This window comes from Agrobacterium sp. CG674, from assembly GCF_053521645.1.
In genome coordinates this window covers 609763-625053 of the sequence record NZ_JBNWDZ010000003.1, presented here as the reverse complement: position 1 = coordinate 625053, position 15291 = coordinate 609763, and the positions used below count along the sequence as shown (strand labels likewise).

At 55.9% G+C, this 15291-nt stretch carries 16 protein-coding genes; 7 read left to right on the top strand and 9 right to left on the bottom strand.

Going from position 1 to position 15291, the window contains the following annotated elements; translation table 11 throughout:
- Nucleotides 1-193 precede the first annotated feature (193 nt).
- On the top strand, nt 194-841 hold the full coding sequence (locus tag ACQZ51_RS12245; RefSeq protein ID WP_448777506.1) for an invasion associated locus B family protein: 648 nt from the start codon (nt 194-196) through the stop codon (nt 839-841).
- 72 nt (nt 842-913) lie between these two features.
- On the opposite strand, the gene hspQ is transcribed toward ACQZ51_RS12245, so the two are convergent.
- The 5 genes from hspQ to ACQZ51_RS12220 all read right to left on the bottom strand — a co-directional run bounded on the left by hspQ (nt 914) and on the right by ACQZ51_RS12220 (nt 4491).
- Nucleotides 914-1243, bottom strand: a complete 330-nt coding sequence (gene hspQ, locus ACQZ51_RS12240; protein WP_448777504.1) for a heat shock protein HspQ — start codon at nt 1241-1243, stop codon at nt 914-916.
- A gap of 79 nt (nt 1244-1322) precedes the next feature.
- Nucleotides 1323-2234 carry a DMT family transporter gene (locus tag ACQZ51_RS12235; RefSeq protein WP_448777502.1) on the bottom strand — a complete coding sequence of 304 codons (912 nt, stop codon included), beginning with the start codon at nt 2232-2234 and terminating at the stop codon, nt 1323-1325.
- Between the two features lie 15 nt (nt 2235-2249).
- Complete coding sequence (locus tag ACQZ51_RS12230) at nt 2250-2588, bottom strand: hypothetical protein (protein WP_448777500.1); 339 nt, start codon at nt 2586-2588, stop codon at nt 2250-2252.
- A 90-nt stretch (nt 2589-2678) separates the two neighbouring features.
- Complete coding sequence (glnA, locus tag ACQZ51_RS12225) at nt 2679-4088, bottom strand: type I glutamate--ammonia ligase (protein WP_042619045.1); 1410 nt, start codon at nt 4086-4088, stop codon at nt 2679-2681.
- 64 nt (nt 4089-4152) lie between these two features.
- Nucleotides 4153-4491, bottom strand: coding sequence for a P-II family nitrogen regulator (locus ACQZ51_RS12220; protein ID WP_038542987.1), 339 nt, complete (start codon nt 4489-4491; stop codon nt 4153-4155).
- Between the two features lie 348 nt (nt 4492-4839).
- Here ACQZ51_RS12220 and ACQZ51_RS12215 point away from each other — a divergent pair, with 348 nt between their 5' ends.
- Entirely contained in the window at nt 4840-6312 is a 1473-nt protein-coding gene (locus ACQZ51_RS12215; protein ID WP_448777498.1) for an NAD(P)H-hydrate dehydratase, read from the top strand.
- Here ACQZ51_RS12215 and ACQZ51_RS12210 read toward each other — a convergent pair.
- Nucleotides 6306-7346: a GlxA family transcriptional regulator gene (locus ACQZ51_RS12210; RefSeq protein WP_448777496.1), complete on the bottom strand. Its 1041-nt coding sequence runs from the start codon at nt 7344-7346 to the stop codon at nt 6306-6308. The genes ACQZ51_RS12215 and ACQZ51_RS12210 overlap by 7 nt on opposite strands.
- Before the next feature lie 334 nt (nt 7347-7680).
- Here ACQZ51_RS12210 and ACQZ51_RS12205 point away from each other — a divergent pair, with 334 nt between their 5' ends.
- Nucleotides 7681-8109 (top strand): response regulator, encoded by a 429-nt coding sequence (locus ACQZ51_RS12205; RefSeq protein WP_448777494.1) that lies wholly within the window; start codon nt 7681-7683, stop codon nt 8107-8109.
- A 42-nt stretch (nt 8110-8151) separates the two neighbouring features.
- Here ACQZ51_RS12205 and glgX read toward each other — a convergent pair whose 3' ends face one another.
- Both glgX and ACQZ51_RS12195 read right to left on the bottom strand, forming a co-directional pair.
- The gene (gene glgX / locus ACQZ51_RS12200; protein WP_448777492.1) at nt 8152-10227 is read right to left on the bottom strand and encodes a glycogen debranching protein GlgX; all 2076 of its coding nucleotides are present in this window, start codon (nt 10225-10227) and stop codon (nt 8152-8154) included.
- Nucleotides 10228-10351: 124 nt separating this feature from the next.
- Nucleotides 10352-10567, bottom strand: a complete 216-nt coding sequence (locus ACQZ51_RS12195; protein ID WP_448777491.1) for a hypothetical protein — start codon at nt 10565-10567, stop codon at nt 10352-10354.
- A gap of 182 nt (nt 10568-10749) precedes the next feature.
- Between ACQZ51_RS12195 and ACQZ51_RS12190 the strand changes: the two genes are divergently transcribed.
- The 3 genes from ACQZ51_RS12190 (at nt 10750) to ACQZ51_RS12180 (ending at nt 12843) form a co-directional block, all read left to right on the top strand.
- The gene (locus ACQZ51_RS12190) at nt 10750-11688 is read left to right on the top strand and encodes a LysR family transcriptional regulator (protein WP_192063973.1); all 939 of its coding nucleotides are present in this window, start codon (nt 10750-10752) and stop codon (nt 11686-11688) included.
- A 112-nt stretch (nt 11689-11800) separates the two neighbouring features.
- A complete protein-coding gene (locus ACQZ51_RS12185; RefSeq protein ID WP_448777489.1) occupies nt 11801-11962 on the top strand; it encodes an entericidin domain-containing protein in 162 nt (53 codons plus the stop codon).
- A gap of 128 nt (nt 11963-12090) precedes the next feature.
- Nucleotides 12091-12843, top strand: coding sequence for a phosphodiester glycosidase family protein (locus ACQZ51_RS12180; RefSeq protein ID WP_448777488.1), 753 nt, complete (start codon nt 12091-12093; stop codon nt 12841-12843).
- Between the two features lie 10 nt (nt 12844-12853).
- Here the strand turns inward: ACQZ51_RS12180 and ACQZ51_RS12175 are convergent, their stop codons facing one another.
- Complete coding sequence (locus tag ACQZ51_RS12175; RefSeq protein ID WP_042619053.1) at nt 12854-13207, bottom strand: hypothetical protein; 354 nt, start codon at nt 13205-13207, stop codon at nt 12854-12856.
- A gap of 663 nt (nt 13208-13870) precedes the next feature.
- Here ACQZ51_RS12175 and ACQZ51_RS12170 point away from each other — a divergent pair.
- On the top strand, nt 13871-15274 hold the full coding sequence (locus ACQZ51_RS12170) for an L-serine ammonia-lyase (protein ID WP_448777486.1): 1404 nt from the start codon (nt 13871-13873) through the stop codon (nt 15272-15274).
- Nucleotides 15275-15291: the final 17 nt, after the last annotated feature.

Genomic DNA, 15291 nt, shown 5'->3' with positions numbered 1-15291 from the left:
TTGTCGGGCTTCTCTAAAAACTCAAAGAAGTGCTGGATATCGTCCTCAACGGGATGTAACAGGTTTGCCGAAACACTCGGGTCACGCATTTGCCTCATTTAAACGACAGTTGAACGGGCAGACGGTTACCGGTGATGCCAAGCAGTTCGTACCGTTCTGCTTCGTCTAAGAAAATTCAGGAGACGGAACTCTTATGATGCATAACGCAAACACATTCAGCCGCGCAGCCCTGTCTGCCCTCGTTCTTTCGCTGGGTGCAGTGTCCGCACCGGCTGTGTCGCAGGCGCAGCAGGCTGCCGCTCCGGCCGGCGCACCGCCACTTGGCTGGTTCAAGACATGCAGCAAGCAGGAAGACAATGATGTTTGCGTTGTTCAGAACGTTGTTCTGGCGCAGAACGGCCAGATGATTACGGCTGTTGGCCTCATCAGCGTTGAAGGCAAGGTCAACCGCAAGCTGCTTCAGGTTTCCGTACCAACAGCGCGTCTGTTGCCTCCCGGCGTCATGATGCAGATCGATGGTGCCAAGGGCCAGAAGCTGGATTACGCAGTCTGCCTTCCAGACAAGTGCACCGCAGAAGTGCCTTTGACGGATGCGATGATTGCCAGCATGAAGAAGGGCACGGAGATCGTCTTCACGTCGATCAACTTCCGTCGCGCACCAAACCCTATCAAGATCGCCTTGAGCGGCTTTACCGGCGCTTATGACGGCCAGCCCATCACGCAGTCTCAGCTTGCTGAAAGCCAGCGTTCGCTGCAGGAAGGCATGCAGAAGAAGGCTGAAGAAGCGCGCAAGAAGCTCGAAGCCGCTCAGGATGCTGCCAAGACCAAGCCTGCGAACTAAGATATCGAACCATAAAAAAACCGGCCTGAGATTTCAGGCCGGTTTTTTGTTGCTCAGGTTTTTGAAGAATATTCAGTGCGTCATGGCTGACTTTGCCCGCAACTCACCATTGGGAGCGGTGTCGAATATGCGAGAGATATTCGGGTTGCGCAGCGGCTGGTCGCTTTCATCATGCACCAGGTTTTGCTCGGATACGTATGCGACATATTCTGTCTCATCGTTCTCAGCCAACAGATGATAGAAGGGCTGGTCGCGCTCCGGGCGTATCTCAGCGGGAATTGCGTTCCACCATTCCTCGGTATTCGCATATTCTGGATCAACATCGAATACCACGCCGCGGAACGGAAACATCTTGTGGCGAACAATCTCGCCAATCGTAAACTTAGCGTCTCTTTGTTTCATGGCATGCACATCCTTTCCCAATACAATTTGGGGTTAGAATGCAAAATATCAAGTTAATGTTTGCCTGATCTTCAAATTGTTACCGGCGTCCGATGGGTGCTGTTGCGAGCACCACTCCGCCCGTGACCAGCACGATGCCGAGCGCATGATAGGTCTCAAAGCTCTCGCCAAGAAACACCACGGCCATGACAATCGAGACCGGCGGCATCATGTAGAGGGTGATTCCCGCCGTGGAAGCGCCGAACACGCGCACGGTGTGGGTGAAGCAATAGAATGCGAAGATGGAGGCGAACAGGATGATTCCACCGATCTTGGCCCATGCCAACGGTGTGTGGGGCAGCATGCCGCCATGGGCAAGCTCAATCGCAGCCGGCGGTAAAAGAACAAGCGCGCCCGAGAACGCAATCAATCCGAAAAGGCTGAGAGAGGCCATGTCTCGTGCCGCCGGATCTCGCAACAGCAGCGAATAGACCGCAAACGAGACCGCCGCGATGAGAATCGCGATATCGCCAAGATTGAATTTCAGGTGAAGAAGCGCGCCCGCATCGCCCTTCAGGACAATGGCTGCAACGCCCGCAAAGGCGATGGCCATGCCTACAACTTCCAGCCGTCTGATGCTTCGGCCATAAAGTACGCGCTGAAAAAGGATGATGAACAGGGATGACGTTGTGTAGATCAGCGTTCCATTGGCAGCCGAGGTCAAGGTCAGGCCCCAATAAACAACGCCACCGCATATGCCCATGCCCAGAATGCCGAGAATGAGCCACAGGGCGGTTTTCTGACGGATGAAGCGTGCGCAGGCCCGCCAGTCGCTCGCGATGAAGGGCGCCACGCAGAGCAGGGACAAAGACCAGCGGAGGAAGGCCGTCACGAAGGGCGAGACTTCGCCAATCACGCCACGACCGAAAATCACATTGCTGGAAAAGAAGAAGGGCACCGCGAGGAAAATCAGCCAGTCACGCAGGCGAGGGGTTTTGTCTGTGGATGTCATGGTTTTTGTCGGCGCCTAGAGAAATTGTCCGGTGCCCCGGATGGTGGTCCCAGCACGCACTGCTGTCCAAATGTTGCCAGATTCGGTGCTGCGAAGTTCAAACACCCAACCCGTGCTCAGGTCAATGCGCACCAGCATCTCGGTCGCCGAATAGCTCACATCGGCTATCCATTCCTGGCCTTTCTGCTCCATGACAAACCTGCCGCGCGGATCATCCAGAAGTGCAGCATCATAGGGAAAGCCGTTGAAGATGCATTCGTTTTTGCCAGCTGGTGGCCAGTCCCCATCGTGACGGGCAAAAAGGATGAAGCCCAGATCCTCTTCGTCATCGGTCTGTATTGCAAAGCTTGTCATGGCAATATCCTCGTTCGCAGACGCCAGCCCTTCATCTGCAACGCATGAAAAGAAAAAGGCGCCCCGGGAGGCGCCTTTCTGATCGGCTGATTAAGCCGAGTAGTACATGTCGAATTCGACCGGGTGAGGGGTCATTTCGAAACGCATGACTTCGTGCATCTTCAGTTCGATGAAGGCATCGATCTGGTCGTCATCGAACACGCCGCCGGCGGTCAGGAACTTGCGATCCTTGTCGAGGCTGTCGAGAGCTTCACGCAGCGAGCCGCAAACCGTCGGAATCTTCTTCAGTTCCTTGGCTGGCAGGTCGTAGAGGTCCTTGTCCATTGGCTTGCCGGGATGGATCTTGTTCTTGATGCCATCGAGACCAGCCATCAGCATCGCGGCAAAGCCGAGATATGGGTTCTGGGCAGGGTCAGGGAAGCGAACTTCGACGCGCTTTGCCTTCGGGTTGGAGCCGAAAGGGATGCGGCAGGAAGCGGAACGGTTGCGGGCGGAATAGGCCAGCAGAACCGGTGCTTCATAACCGGGAACCAGACGCTTGTAGGAGTTGGTCGTAGGGTTGGTGAAGGCGTTGATGGCCTTGGCATGCTTGATGATGCCGCCGATGTAATACAGGCAAGTCTCAGACAGACCCGCATATTCGTCGCCAGCAAAGGTCGGCTTGCCACCCTTCCAGATGGACTGGTGAACGTGCATGCCGGAGCCATTGTCGCCGAAGATTGGCTTAGGCATGAAGGTTGCCGTCTTGCCGTAAGCATTGGCGACCTGATGGACGACATACTTGTAGATCTGCATCTTGTCGGCGCTGGAAACCATGGTGTCGAACTTCACACCCAGCTCGTGCTGCGCGGACGCAACTTCGTGGTGGTGCTTTTCAACGACCACGCCCATTTCGCCGAGAACGGTCAGCATTTCAGAACGCATGTCCTGAAGGCTGTCGACTGGAGGAACCGGGAAGTAGCCACCCTTGACGCGCGGACGGTGGCCCAGGTTGCCGGTCTCATAGTCGGTGTCGTCGTTGGAAGGCAGCTCGGACGAATCAAGCTTGAAGCCTGTGTTGTAAGGATCTGCCTTGTACTTCACGTCGTCGAACACGAAGAATTCAGGCTCAGGACCAACGAAAACGGTGTCGCCGATACCGGAAGCCTTGAGGTAGGCTTCGGCTTTTTTGGCTGTGCCGCGTGGGTCGCGGTTGTAGGATTCGCCAGAGACCGGGTCGAGAATGTCGCAGATGATGACCATTGTGGACTGCGCGAAGAACGGGTCCATGTGAACCGTTCCGGTGTCAGGCATCAACACCATGTCGGACTCGTTGATGGCCTTCCAGCCACCGATCGAGGAGCCGTCGAACATGACGCCATCGGCGAACATGTCTTCGTCTACACAGGCAATGTCCATTGTGACGTGGTGCAGCTTGCCCTTTGGGTCGGTGAAGCGCAAGTCGACGAATTTTACGTCGTTGTCCTTGATTTGCTTAAGAATATCGTTTGGGGTCGTCATTGAAAACTTTTCCTTGAGTGTTTGGATAACAAGGTGAAGTCCCGGCTTTCCGGGTTCAGTCTTTTTATATGGCGTCTACGCCTGTCTCGCCTGTGCGGATACGAATGACTTCTTCGATATTGGATACGAAAATCTTTCCGTCGCCAATGCGTCCGGTCTGCGCGGCGTTGCGAATAGCCTCAATCACGGCATCCGCATTTTCATCCGCAAGCACGACTTCGACCTTTACCTTCGGCAAAAAGTCGACGACGTATTCCGCTCCGCGATAGAGTTCGGTATGGCCTTTTTGACGACCAAAGCCCTTGGCTTCTGTAACCGTTATTCCCTGAAGTCCGACTTCCTGAAGGGCTTCCTTCACTTCGTCGAGCTTGAAAGGCTTAATGATCGCTTCGATCTTTTTCATGAGAAAATATCTCTCCGCTTCTTCCGTTAAAGCGGTCTTTCCGCTCTGCGATAAGAATGCACGTATCGTGCCAGATCGGAAGTCGGTTTGAATAAAAAATCTTCAAAAAATGCGTGTGCAAGGCGAAAATCTGCCCTTGCTCGCTGTTTTCTTGGGTGAAAATGCCGTCGGCTCGAACAAAAATCGAGATTTTTTCATGAATTTGTCAAATTTCACACCTGTTACTTATGGGTAAATGCACCATAGGTTCAGCATAAATAATAGTCTTTTGCTTATTTTTTATGCGCATCAATGTGCTCATTTTTGCGCCGGTTGCCTTTTCCCGAATTTTGACGCGAATATGCCTCCATGAAGTTTTCACCCACCCATAATTTGATCGACCCCGCCGCCATGTCGCAGATCGATGCGAGTGCGATAGACAGCGGCATTCCCATCTATGCGCTGATGGAGCGGGCCGGGCAGGCCGTCGCCGCTTGCGCCTTGAAACACTACCCGCAAGCGCAGCGTTTCGTCGCGCTTTGTGGCATTGGCAACAATGGCGGTGACGGGTTTGTGGCCGCACGCGCCCTGAAGGCCTCAGGTGCAGATGTCGTGCTTCACGTCTTGCGTGATGTCGGCAAACTGAATGATGCGGCGAGGCAGGCGTTTGATGCGCTGGATATGTCATCGCTGCCGCTTCACGCTTACCAGCCCATTGCAGGCGATGTGGTGATCGATGCGATCTTCGGCGCTGGCCTGTCGCGGGATGTGCCAGCCGAGGTCGCCTCTGTCATTGATGCCGTCGCGCAGGCATCCATTCCTGTCATTGCGGTTGATCTTCCCTCCGGCCTGTGTGGGCGGCGCGGCGTTGCCCTTGGTCGGGCGTTTCAGGCAGCGCGCACAATCACCTTCGTGGCACGCAAGCCGGGTCATGTTCTGATGCCCGGTCGGTCGCTCTGCGGAGATGTCGAGGTCTTCGACATTGGCATTCCCCACCGCATCGTAGAGGCCCATTCCACATCCGTCGTTGAAAACCACCCGGCACTATGGGCCAGCGCCCTGACGAGGCTTGATGATGATACGCACAAGTTCAAACGCGGGCATCTGACGGTCTTCTCCGGCCCTGCCCATGCCACCGGTGCCGCCCGCATGTCGGCCTTGGCGGGCTTTCGGGCCGGTGCCGGCATTGTCAGTATCGCCGCACCACACGATGCGTGTGGCGTTCTCTCCGCAACGCTGACAGCCGTCATGCTGTCACCTGTCGAGACCGATGAGGAACTTGAGGCGTGGATGAGCGACAAACGCCATACCACCTATATTCTGGGCCCCGGCTTTGGCGATCTGGAACGCGCGCGCCGCTTCGTTGCTCTGTTGAAAGACAAGGCGCTGGTTCTGGATGCCGATGGCATCACGGCGTTCAAGCAAGCGCCTGAAACACTCTTCGGTCTTTTCGCAACAGATGCGCCGCGCATTTTGACGCCGCACGAAGGTGAGTTCGGCCGGTTGTTTCCCGCTATTGCCGCTGATGCGGCGTTGAGCAAGATCGAGAAGGCGCAGGCGGCAAGCGCACTCAGCAACGCCGTCATTGTCTACAAGGGGGCCGATACGGTCATCGCAGCGCCGAATGGTCGTGCTGCCGTCAATACCAACGCACCATCCTATCTCGCGACAGCTGGGTCAGGAGATGTGCTGGCCGGCATTGCGGGCGGCTTGCTGGCACAGCAGGTTCCGGCCTTCGAGGCAGCGGCTGCTTCTGTGTGGTTGCACGGCGAGGCCGCGCAGCGTCTGGGTCCGGGCCTGACGGCGGAAGATCTGGCTTCCGCCGTGCGTCCGTTTCAGTGAACCGGCTTGGCCTGGCTGGCAAGCGTCGCCATTCGTGATGCGCTGACCACCAGCTTGCGCTCGGCGCGCTCCTGTTGCGGCGTGCGATTGTAGATTTCGCGATAACACTTGGAAAAATGCGATGCGGAGACGAAGCCGCACGCAACCGCGACTTCCACCACCGGCATGGCAGATTGCACCAGCAGATGGCGCGCGCGGTCCAGCCGTATCTCCAGATAGTAGCGGGCAGGGGAACGCCCCATTTCCTGCCGGAACAGCCGCTCCACCTGCCTGCGGGAAAGGTCGGCATCCTCGGCGATATCCAAGAGGGATAGCGGCTCAGACAGGTTGCTTTCCATCAGCTCGATGATCGACAGAACCTTGTCATTCTGTACGCCAAGGCGGGCGCGCAGCGGCAGGCGCTGGCGGTCATGCGGGTTGCGCACCCGGTCTGTCAATTGCTGCTCGCAGACCCGGTTCACAAGGTTCTCACCGAAATCCTGACCGATGAGGTTCAGCATCATGTCCAGAGATGCCGTGCCACCCGCACAGGTGTAGATATTGCCATCCACCTCGTAGAGATCGGCATAGACCTCCACCTGCGGAAAAGCTTCGGAAAAGCCGGGAAGGTTTTCCCAGTGGATCGCGCATCGCTTGCCATTCAGCAACCCGGCCTGGGCAAGCACATGCGCGCCGGTACAGAGACTGCCCACGGCAATGCCGCGATTATGCGCCTCGCGTAGCCAGGCATTCACCGATTTATTGGAGTATTGCTCGATATCGATGCCGGAACAGAGCAGCACCATGTTGGGGCGATTTTCGCCGCTGATGGACTTGCGTTCTTCGGCCAGCGAGGTGTTCGCTTCCAGCGCAATACCGCTGGAGGAGGCGACCTTTTGCCCGTCGCTTGATGCAAGCCGCCACTCATATGCCGCATAGCCCAACATGCGGTTGGCGATGCGCAACGTTTCTACCGCAGCCGTAAAAGGCAGCATGGTAAATTGAGGCACCAGAAAAAAGACGACCCTGCGTTTCTTTTGAGGCGTTTTGCTCATCAATACCATGCTCCATTTGTGGAAACACAATTCCTCGCTGGGAATTCGTTCGCAGTATATCGCATTTGCGACACTGTAGAAACAAGATACGACGCAGATGTCATGCGACCAAAATAAGCTGCGGTGGATCCATGAACGGGGCGGGCAAACGGCCTCTTTGGCCTCATAATTTAACTAGTGCTAAAGAAGAATTTTGTATTTTATTAATATTGTTTTCAATTTTGGGGCGCAGCCTTTCAACACTATCTCCACGTCGCGCGTTCTGATGACGTGAAAAGGATGATCATGGGCAGCGTTGCTGCTCCCGTCCGGTGCTTTGAACGGAGTATTGCGTATGTCAGAAGCTGACTTGACCATTCTGGTCGTAGACGACGAACCGATCATTCGTATGACCCTTGCCGATGCGCTGGAGGAGGCGGGCTACAGGGTTCTTGAAGCCTCAAACGTGTTGGAGGCTGTCGCCACCATTGGCAAGGTGACGGATATTTGCGCCATCGTGACCGATATCGATATGCCGGGCGGCCTTTCAGGCATTGATCTGTTGCAGATGGTCAACAACTGTCAGACCCAGATTCCCGTTATTGTCACCTCTGGGGGGCATGCGCTTGAGGCGCTCGACCTGCCTGAAAACACTTGTTTCTTCAGCAAGCCCTACAATCTCGAAGACATTGTGCTTGCGCTGCGCGCAACCATTGCTGCGAAGGCAAAGAGCAGAACCAACCTTGGCGTTCGCTGGAGCGGATTGCAGTTCGGCCAGCCATAAAAAAGACGCCGCTGTTCCCAACGGCGTCTTCGATTTCAAAGATCAGGCGGCGCGCAAGAGCACGATGCTGCGGGCTTCAATCGTGTAGGTCTGCCCGTTTGCAATGCTGTTCGTGTCCGCATCCGGGTCCGCTGTTGTCAGTTCCGTCATCCAGCCATTTTCAGCATCCGGCAGGTTGAACTCGACTGAGCCATCATGCGGGTTGAAGAGAACCAGCACATCATCCCATTCATCCTCTGACTCGACCGCGTCGCGGGATAGGCGCAGGCCAAGAGTGGTTGAACCTGCGTCGTTCCACTGCTCTTCCGTCTGCTCGCCGCCCACCGGGTTCAGCCAGGTCACGATCATGCCATCCCGCCAGTTGTCGCGTCGCAGAATAGAGTGCGTCTGACGAAGCTCGATCAAACGGGCTGTGAACTTCCGCAGGGCCTCGGCGCTATCAGGCAGATTTTCCCAATGCACCCAGCTCAGTTCGCTGTCCTGGCAATAACCATTGTTGTTGCCCATCTGGCTGCGGCCAAACTCGTCACCGGCCAGAAGCATGGGGGTGCCGTGAGAGAGGAAAAGCGTGGCGAGGAAGTTGCGCTTCTGGCGGTCACGCACAGCGATGATGTTCTCGTCATCCGTTGGACCTTCAACGCCGTAGTTGAAGCTTCTGTTGTGGTCGTGGCCGTCCTTGTTGTCCTCGCCATTCGCTTCATTGTGTTTCTCATTGTACGAAACAACATCGTTCAGCGTGAAGCCGTCATGCGCGGTGATGAAGTTGACGCTGGACCACGGCCTGCGGCCACGCAGGTCATAGACGTCGCCGGAACCCATGACGCGTGCTGCAAAATCGCCAGCGGTGCCGTCCTCGTCTTTCCAGTATTCACGAACGGTGTCGCGATATTTGTCGTTCCATTCCGCCCAACCGGGAGGGAAGCCGCCGACCTGATAGCCGCCGGGGCCGATGTCCCAGGGCTCGCCCACCAGTTTCAGACGCGACAGGACAGGGTCTTGGCCCACAGCGTCGAAGAAGCCACTGCGCTGGTCAAAGCCCTCTGGCTCGCGACCGAGAATGGTGCCGAGATCGAAGCGGAAGCCATCGATGTGCATGTCGTCTGCCCAATAGCGCAGCGAGTCGGTCACCATCTGCAACACGCGGGGATGGGAGGTGTTGACGGTGTTTCCGGTGCCGGTATCGTTGATGTAGTAGCGCGGCTGGTCCGGCATGGTGCGGTAGTAGGAGAAGTTGTCGATGCCCTTGAAGGACAGGGTTGGCCCAAGCTCGTTGCCTTCTGCGGTGTGGTTGTAGACCACGTCCAGAATGACCTCGATGCCGCCATCGTGGAATGCACGAACCATATCGCGGAAGCCAGCCATGCCCTTGGGGCCGTAATAGCGCGACGCGGGGGAGAAGAAGCCGAGCGAGTTATAGCCCCAGAAATTCTTCAGGCCCTTGTCCAGCAGGTGGGAATCATCGGGGAAGGAATGGATCGGGAGAAGTTCGACGGACGTGATGCCGAGGCTCTTGATGTAATCAACGATCTGCTTGTCGCCCAGACCTTCATAGGTGCCGCGCAGCTTCTCGGAGATACCGGGGTGAAGCTGGGTAAAGCCTTTGACGTGCGTCTCGTAGAAAATCGTCTTCGACCACGGCACGTTTGGCTTCGTGTCACCTGCCCAATCATAATCCTGGGGATCGATGACGCGGCACTTCGGCATTTTTGATGCGCTGTCGCTGTCGTTGAAGGACAGGTCCTTGTCTTCCGCATCCAGAATATAGCCGAACTGCTCAGGACCCCATTCAATATCGCCAACGAGTTCGCGCGCGTATGGGTCAACTAGAAGCTTGTTGGCGTTGAAGCGGTGGCCATTCTCGGGGTCGTATGGGCCATGCACACGATAACCGTAGAGCGCGCCGGGCTTCAGGCCGGGAATGTAGCCGTGCCAGATTTCATTTGTGAATTCCGGCAGGGTAATGCGCTCAATCTCGTTTTTCCCATCGGCGTCGAAGAGGCAAAGCTCTACTCGTTCAGCGTGGGCGCTGAAAATTGCGAAATTGACACCATCGCCGTCGAAAGTCGCGCCAAGGCGGGTAAAATCGCCAGGCAAAATGGTGGAGCCGAACTGTGCCATTGATATCCTCGTGCTTGTTTGGGGCCGAGGAGAATGTGGTGGTCTGGTATTTGTTCCGCACCGCAAAAAAATGGCTCGCCGAGATCATTCCCGCGAGCCATTCATTCATCGTTGAAAACGGATATTATCGACTGATAATCCGCGTCTGCTTGGCGTCTGTTGCTGGCCATCCAATATCCTTGAGTGTGTCTGCGGGCAGGGCTTCCAGGGCGCGGCGCGACTGCACGCGGCTCCATGTGTTGTCCAGTTCCCGAATAAGCTCGGTTAGGCGTGCCAGCGTGCTGCGTATGAACAGCCTTGCCCTTGATGGGCTTGGGCTGTGGTGGATGATCATGGTCATTTCGAAGATCCTTTCTTGCTTCACATTTCGACATCACCGATATGCGCCTCAATTTTCCATCAAACAATTGAATGATTATGATGTGAATGATCGTAAATCGTGATGCTTCTATTATTGATAGCGGTAGATGTTTTCGCCTTCGTTTTTGACAATCCGAATTTATTGACATTCAATCAAACGAAATGATATCGATCTATCGATCAGAAAAATTGAAGGCGTATGTCATGACAGTTTCCTTCCGCCAGCCATTGCCACTGCTCGACAACGACATTCTACGAACATTCGTCGCCATTGCGGAAACCGGCAATTTCTCAACTGCCGCCGAAGCTGTGTTTCGAACGCCCTCTGCCGTGTCCATGCAGATCAAGAAACTGGAAGAGCAACTCAAGACCACGCTGTTCCTGCGGGATGCGCGCTCGGTCACGCTCACGGCTCATGGCGAAACATTGCTGACCTATGCCCGGCGCATGATTGCGCTGTCCAACGAGGCCGTTGCCCGTTTCGTCATGCCGGAACTGTCAGGTGTCGTGCGCCTCGGCGCGCCGGAGGATATCGGAGAGCGCGGGTTGTTGCCCGGCATTCTCAAGCGTTTCGCCGAAGCCTTTCCGGCTATCATGGTGGATGTGGTGATTGATTCCAGTTCGCAGCTTTATCGGCGCATGGATGAGCAGCGGCTGGATATCGCGCTCGTCAATTGCGCGTCGCTGCCACTTCGCGATACCGGCGAAGTCCTGATGCGCGAGCGGCTTGTGTGGGCGGGCGCTAAATGCGGCACAGCCCATCTGCGCGAACCGATCCCGATTTCGATCTGGGAAGATGGCTGCATCTGGCGGTCCGAGGCCACATCCTCACTTGAGCGGCAAAACCGTGCCTACCGCATTGCCTATCTCAGCGGACATACGATGGCCCAGAAAGCGGCGATTGAAGCTGATCTTGCGGTCGCGCCTTTGCCGCGCTCCTATGTGCAAAACAACATGGTCATTCTGGGTGAGAAGGATGGAATGCCCGAGCTTGGCTGTTTCGATATCCGCCTGATTGTTGCCGAGAAACCAACGCGTCCTGTGCAGGCTGTGGCCGATAGCATCCGCAACGCTTTCAAGGATCTCGCGCAGCCTCTCTAATTGTTGAAATATTTTTATCGACGCGTTGGAACCGGATTGTCTACGTCGCGTTATCTGCCCGCTAATTCAATCGTTTTGTCGCTTATGCGCAGACATCCAGGGGAGTTTTAATATGTCCAAACGTTTCGCCGCCACTACCGCTGCCGTTCTCGTAGCCCTCGTGACTTTGAGCTCTTGCGGCAACACAATCCGCGGCGTTGGCCAGGATGTAGCCGGTACTGTTGATGGCACGCAGGCCGCAGGCCGCAGCGTTGATCGCGCAGCAAGCCGTTAATCCAATACTGCATATTTTTGAAAAGGCTGGCGCATTTGCCAGCCTTTTTTGTTTTGCCAGCGCCATACTCTGGTCTTCCTCCCTCTGCTAAGCGTGCCGATGAAGATGCTTTTTGTTGATGAGGACCTATGAGGAAGCTTGCGCGATTTATCCTGCCGTTCCTGTTTGCGGCATTGGCCAATGCTGCGGATCTTCCTGACAACTGCAAGGCTATGGAGCATATGGGCGGGCGTTACACCGTCTGCAGTTTCGACCCCGCGCAAAGCAATATCCGGCTCTATCAATGGGATCACGTTGCGGGAAAGCCCTATGGCTCCTTTGAAGCACTCTCATCAGCACTTTGGCGTCAGCACAGCTTCGTCACCTTCGCCATGAATGGCGGCATGTATCACCGGGATCTTTCGCCGGTGGGGCTGCACATTGAAAACGGCGTGGAAGTATCTCAAATCAGCACTGCGGGCGGCTGGGGCAATTTCCACATGCAGCCCAATGGCGTGTTCTTTATGGAAGGCACGAGTGCAGGCGTGCTGGAAACCAGCGCCTATCTCAACGCCAACAGAAAGCCTGAATTCGCGACGCAATCAGGTCCGATGCTGGTCATCGATGGTAAGCTTCATCCGCGCTTTCTGCCGGAAAGCGACAGCCTGAACACCCGCAACGGCGTTGGCGTATCCGAAGACGGCATGGTGCATTTTGCCATCTCGGAAACTGCCGTGCGTTTCTACGATTTTGCCACCCTGTTTCGCGACAGGTTGAATTCGCCCAACGCGCTCTACCTTGATGGCAGCATATCCAGCGTCGATATACCCGCTGCACAGCGGCGTGACCGGTGGTACCCGATGGGACCGATCATCGCCGTGGTGGAGCGGGTGCCTGATTAAACGCCCGGCCTCAGACGGGGGCTTTTGGGTAGGACTTTTCCAGACCGCCGGATTTTGTCAGGCCTGCGCGGAATGCAGTGAAGGCGGCGTGCTGGCTGCTCTTTGCGAGCTCGTGAAGGCGGATCTGCAGGCGGGCCGGGGCGTTGTTGCCAAACCATTCGCCGCATTTTTCCAGTTTCAGCGAGTTGAGAAAGCGTGCCTGCGATTGCTGGTCGATGAAAAGGCGCAGGCCTTCCAGCAGATTTTCGTCCTGCAGCGCGTTTTCCAACAGCAATTTGAGCCAGGCTTCATCTTCCGTGCTCATGGATGCGATTTTGGATGCGACCGTCTCACGATCGGGAAAGGAAGAAGGAGTGGCCTGCATGATCTGTCACCGCTTTCTGAAATGTTCGCACTATACTTTGCCCGATAATCCAGATGCAGCATAGGTTCAAGCTGGCTGAGACGTCTCATGTGGAGAAAGTCTTGTGTAGCACGAGTTTATACACACCTCACTTTATCACGGTAAGGGAAAAGCTTTCGCCATTTACACTTTGGTCCAAATTGAGACAGGTGTTTCTCATGCGCTGTCTCGATGCGGACAGGTAAGCTATTGTTATTTCATGTACCTATGCGCTGAGTGAATGGCAGATGGTCAAATGCGCCTTGCTTTAGCCGTTTTTTGCAATTGCGTTTGTCACAATTATTTAATAAATGCATCGCCACTGGGCCGCGGAAAATGCGCAGCCCGAGAGTGACACGCTGGAGTAACCATGGAAGAAACCGCACAGAAATCCTGCTGGGCCGTAACACTACGCGCACTTGCAGGCTTTGCCGCTTTTCTCGCTTTGACATATGTTTTTGGCAGCCCGTAATAATCTCTCTTAAAGAATTTCAGTTGAGCAGCACGGCCTTCATCGAAGCCGTGCTGTTTTCATTTGTGCTTGGCCGATGTCGCAGTCAGCGCATTCAACGCCTATTTTGTGGTGGCGGATTGTTTCCGTTCGGATAGACTGGATCAATAAGTCTATACATAGGGCAGGTGCACATGTTTCTCTCGGTCTTCGACGTTTTCAAGATCGGTATCGGGCCGTCCAGTTCACACACCATGGGGCCGATGTCGGCTGCCAACCGTTTTCTGGAAACGGTGCTGTCGGATGAATGGCCGCGCCCTTCAGGTGCTGTCGTGTCCGCCATCAAGGTCAGCCTGCACGGATCGCTAGCCTTTACCGGCATCGGCCATGGCTCCGGCCGCGCCGTTCTGCTGGGCCTAATGGGAGAGCGCCCTGACAGGGTCGATCCAGATGCCATGGATGCCATGATTGCGCAGATCGAAGCCACAGGCCGTGTGTCACCCGCCGGTCACCCCCCTTATGTTTTCCGTCCTGCGGAAGATCTCATCTTCGACAAGAAGAACCCGCTGCCCGGCCACGCCAATGGCATGACCTTCTCTGCCTTTGATACGCAGGGACGCATGCTGCTCAAGCGGATCTATTATTCTGTCGGCGGTGGCTTTGTGGTGACCGATACCGAGCTTGAAGCCATGCGCCAGCGTGGCAAGACTGTGGATAACGGACCGAAAGTGCCTTATCCCTTCGCAACGGCCAAGCAGATGCTGGAGATGGCGGAACGTTCGGGTCGCACCATCGCGCAAATGAAACGCGCCAACGAAGAAACGGTCATCAGCCGTGACGAGTTGGACAGCCGCCTCGACCAGATCTGGGAGGCGATGAATGGCTGCATCGAGCGCGGCTTGAAGGGCGAAGGCATCATGCCGGGCGGCCTGAAGGTCAAGCGCCGGGCACGCTCCATTCACGACAAGCTTAATGCCGAATGGCGCAGCAACCGGCTCAATCCGCTGCTCGCGAATGATTGGCTCAGCGTTTACGCCATGGCCGTAAATGAAGAGAATGCGTCAGGCGGGCGTGTCGTCACGGCACCCACCAATGGCGCTGCGGGCGTCGTGCCTGCCACGGTCAAATATTTCCGCCACTTCCATGAAGATGCGAGTGTCGATGATGTCAGGGACTTTCTGCTGACTGCTGCGGCCATTGGCGGCATCATCAAGCACAATGCGTCCATCTCTGGTGCAGAGGTTGGCTGTCAGGGGGAGGTGGGTTCCGCTGCCGCCATGGCCGCTGCCGGTCTCGCCGCCGTCATGGGTGGGTCTCCGGCACAGGTCGAAAACGCTGCCGAGATTGCGCTGGAACATCACCTCGGCATGACCTGCGATCCTATCGCTGGTTTGGTTCAAATTCCCTGCATCGAGCGAAACGCGCTTGGCGCGGTCAAGGCCGTCACGGCGGCCTCTCTGGCCCTGAAGGGTGATGGCGAGCATTTCGTGCCGCTGGATGCCTGTATCGAAACCATGCGCCAGACCGGCAATGACATGAGCGAGAAATACAAGGAAACATCGACAGGTGGCCTTGCCGTGAATGTCGTGGAATGTTGATGCGAAGCTGCGCCCTT

Coding starts and splice junctions, on each gene's coding strand:
- ACQZ51_RS12245 (WP_448777506.1), top strand. CDS start 194: ATGATGCATAACGCAAACACATTCAGCCGCGCAGCCCTGTCTGCCCTC.
- hspQ (WP_448777504.1), bottom strand. CDS start 1,243: ATGAAACAAAGAGACGCTAAGTTTACGATTGGCGAGATTGTTCGCCAC.
- ACQZ51_RS12235 (WP_448777502.1), bottom strand. CDS start 2,234: ATGACATCCACAGACAAAACCCCTCGCCTGCGTGACTGGCTGATTTTC.
- ACQZ51_RS12230 (WP_448777500.1), bottom strand. CDS start 2,588: ATGACAAGCTTTGCAATACAGACCGATGACGAAGAGGATCTGGGCTTC.
- glnA (WP_042619045.1), bottom strand. CDS start 4,088: ATGACGACCCCAAACGATATTCTTAAGCAAATCAAGGACAACGACGTA.
- ACQZ51_RS12220 (WP_038542987.1), bottom strand. CDS start 4,491: ATGAAAAAGATCGAAGCGATCATTAAGCCTTTCAAGCTCGACGAAGTG.
- ACQZ51_RS12215 (WP_448777498.1), top strand. CDS start 4,840: ATGAAGTTTTCACCCACCCATAATTTGATCGACCCCGCCGCCATGTCG.
- ACQZ51_RS12210 (WP_448777496.1), bottom strand. CDS start 7,346: ATGAGCAAAACGCCTCAAAAGAAACGCAGGGTCGTCTTTTTTCTGGTG.
- ACQZ51_RS12205 (WP_448777494.1), top strand. CDS start 7,681: ATGTCAGAAGCTGACTTGACCATTCTGGTCGTAGACGACGAACCGATC.
- glgX (WP_448777492.1), bottom strand. CDS start 10,227: ATGGCACAGTTCGGCTCCACCATTTTGCCTGGCGATTTTACCCGCCTT.
- ACQZ51_RS12195 (WP_448777491.1), bottom strand. CDS start 10,567: ATGACCATGATCATCCACCACAGCCCAAGCCCATCAAGGGCAAGGCTG.
- ACQZ51_RS12190 (WP_192063973.1), top strand. CDS start 10,750: ATGATATCGATCTATCGATCAGAAAAATTGAAGGCGTATGTCATGACA.
- ACQZ51_RS12185 (WP_448777489.1), top strand. CDS start 11,801: ATGTCCAAACGTTTCGCCGCCACTACCGCTGCCGTTCTCGTAGCCCTC.
- ACQZ51_RS12180 (WP_448777488.1), top strand. CDS start 12,091: ATGAGGAAGCTTGCGCGATTTATCCTGCCGTTCCTGTTTGCGGCATTG.
- ACQZ51_RS12175 (WP_042619053.1), bottom strand. CDS start 13,207: ATGCAGGCCACTCCTTCTTCCTTTCCCGATCGTGAGACGGTCGCATCC.
- ACQZ51_RS12170 (WP_448777486.1), top strand. CDS start 13,871: ATGTTTCTCTCGGTCTTCGACGTTTTCAAGATCGGTATCGGGCCGTCC.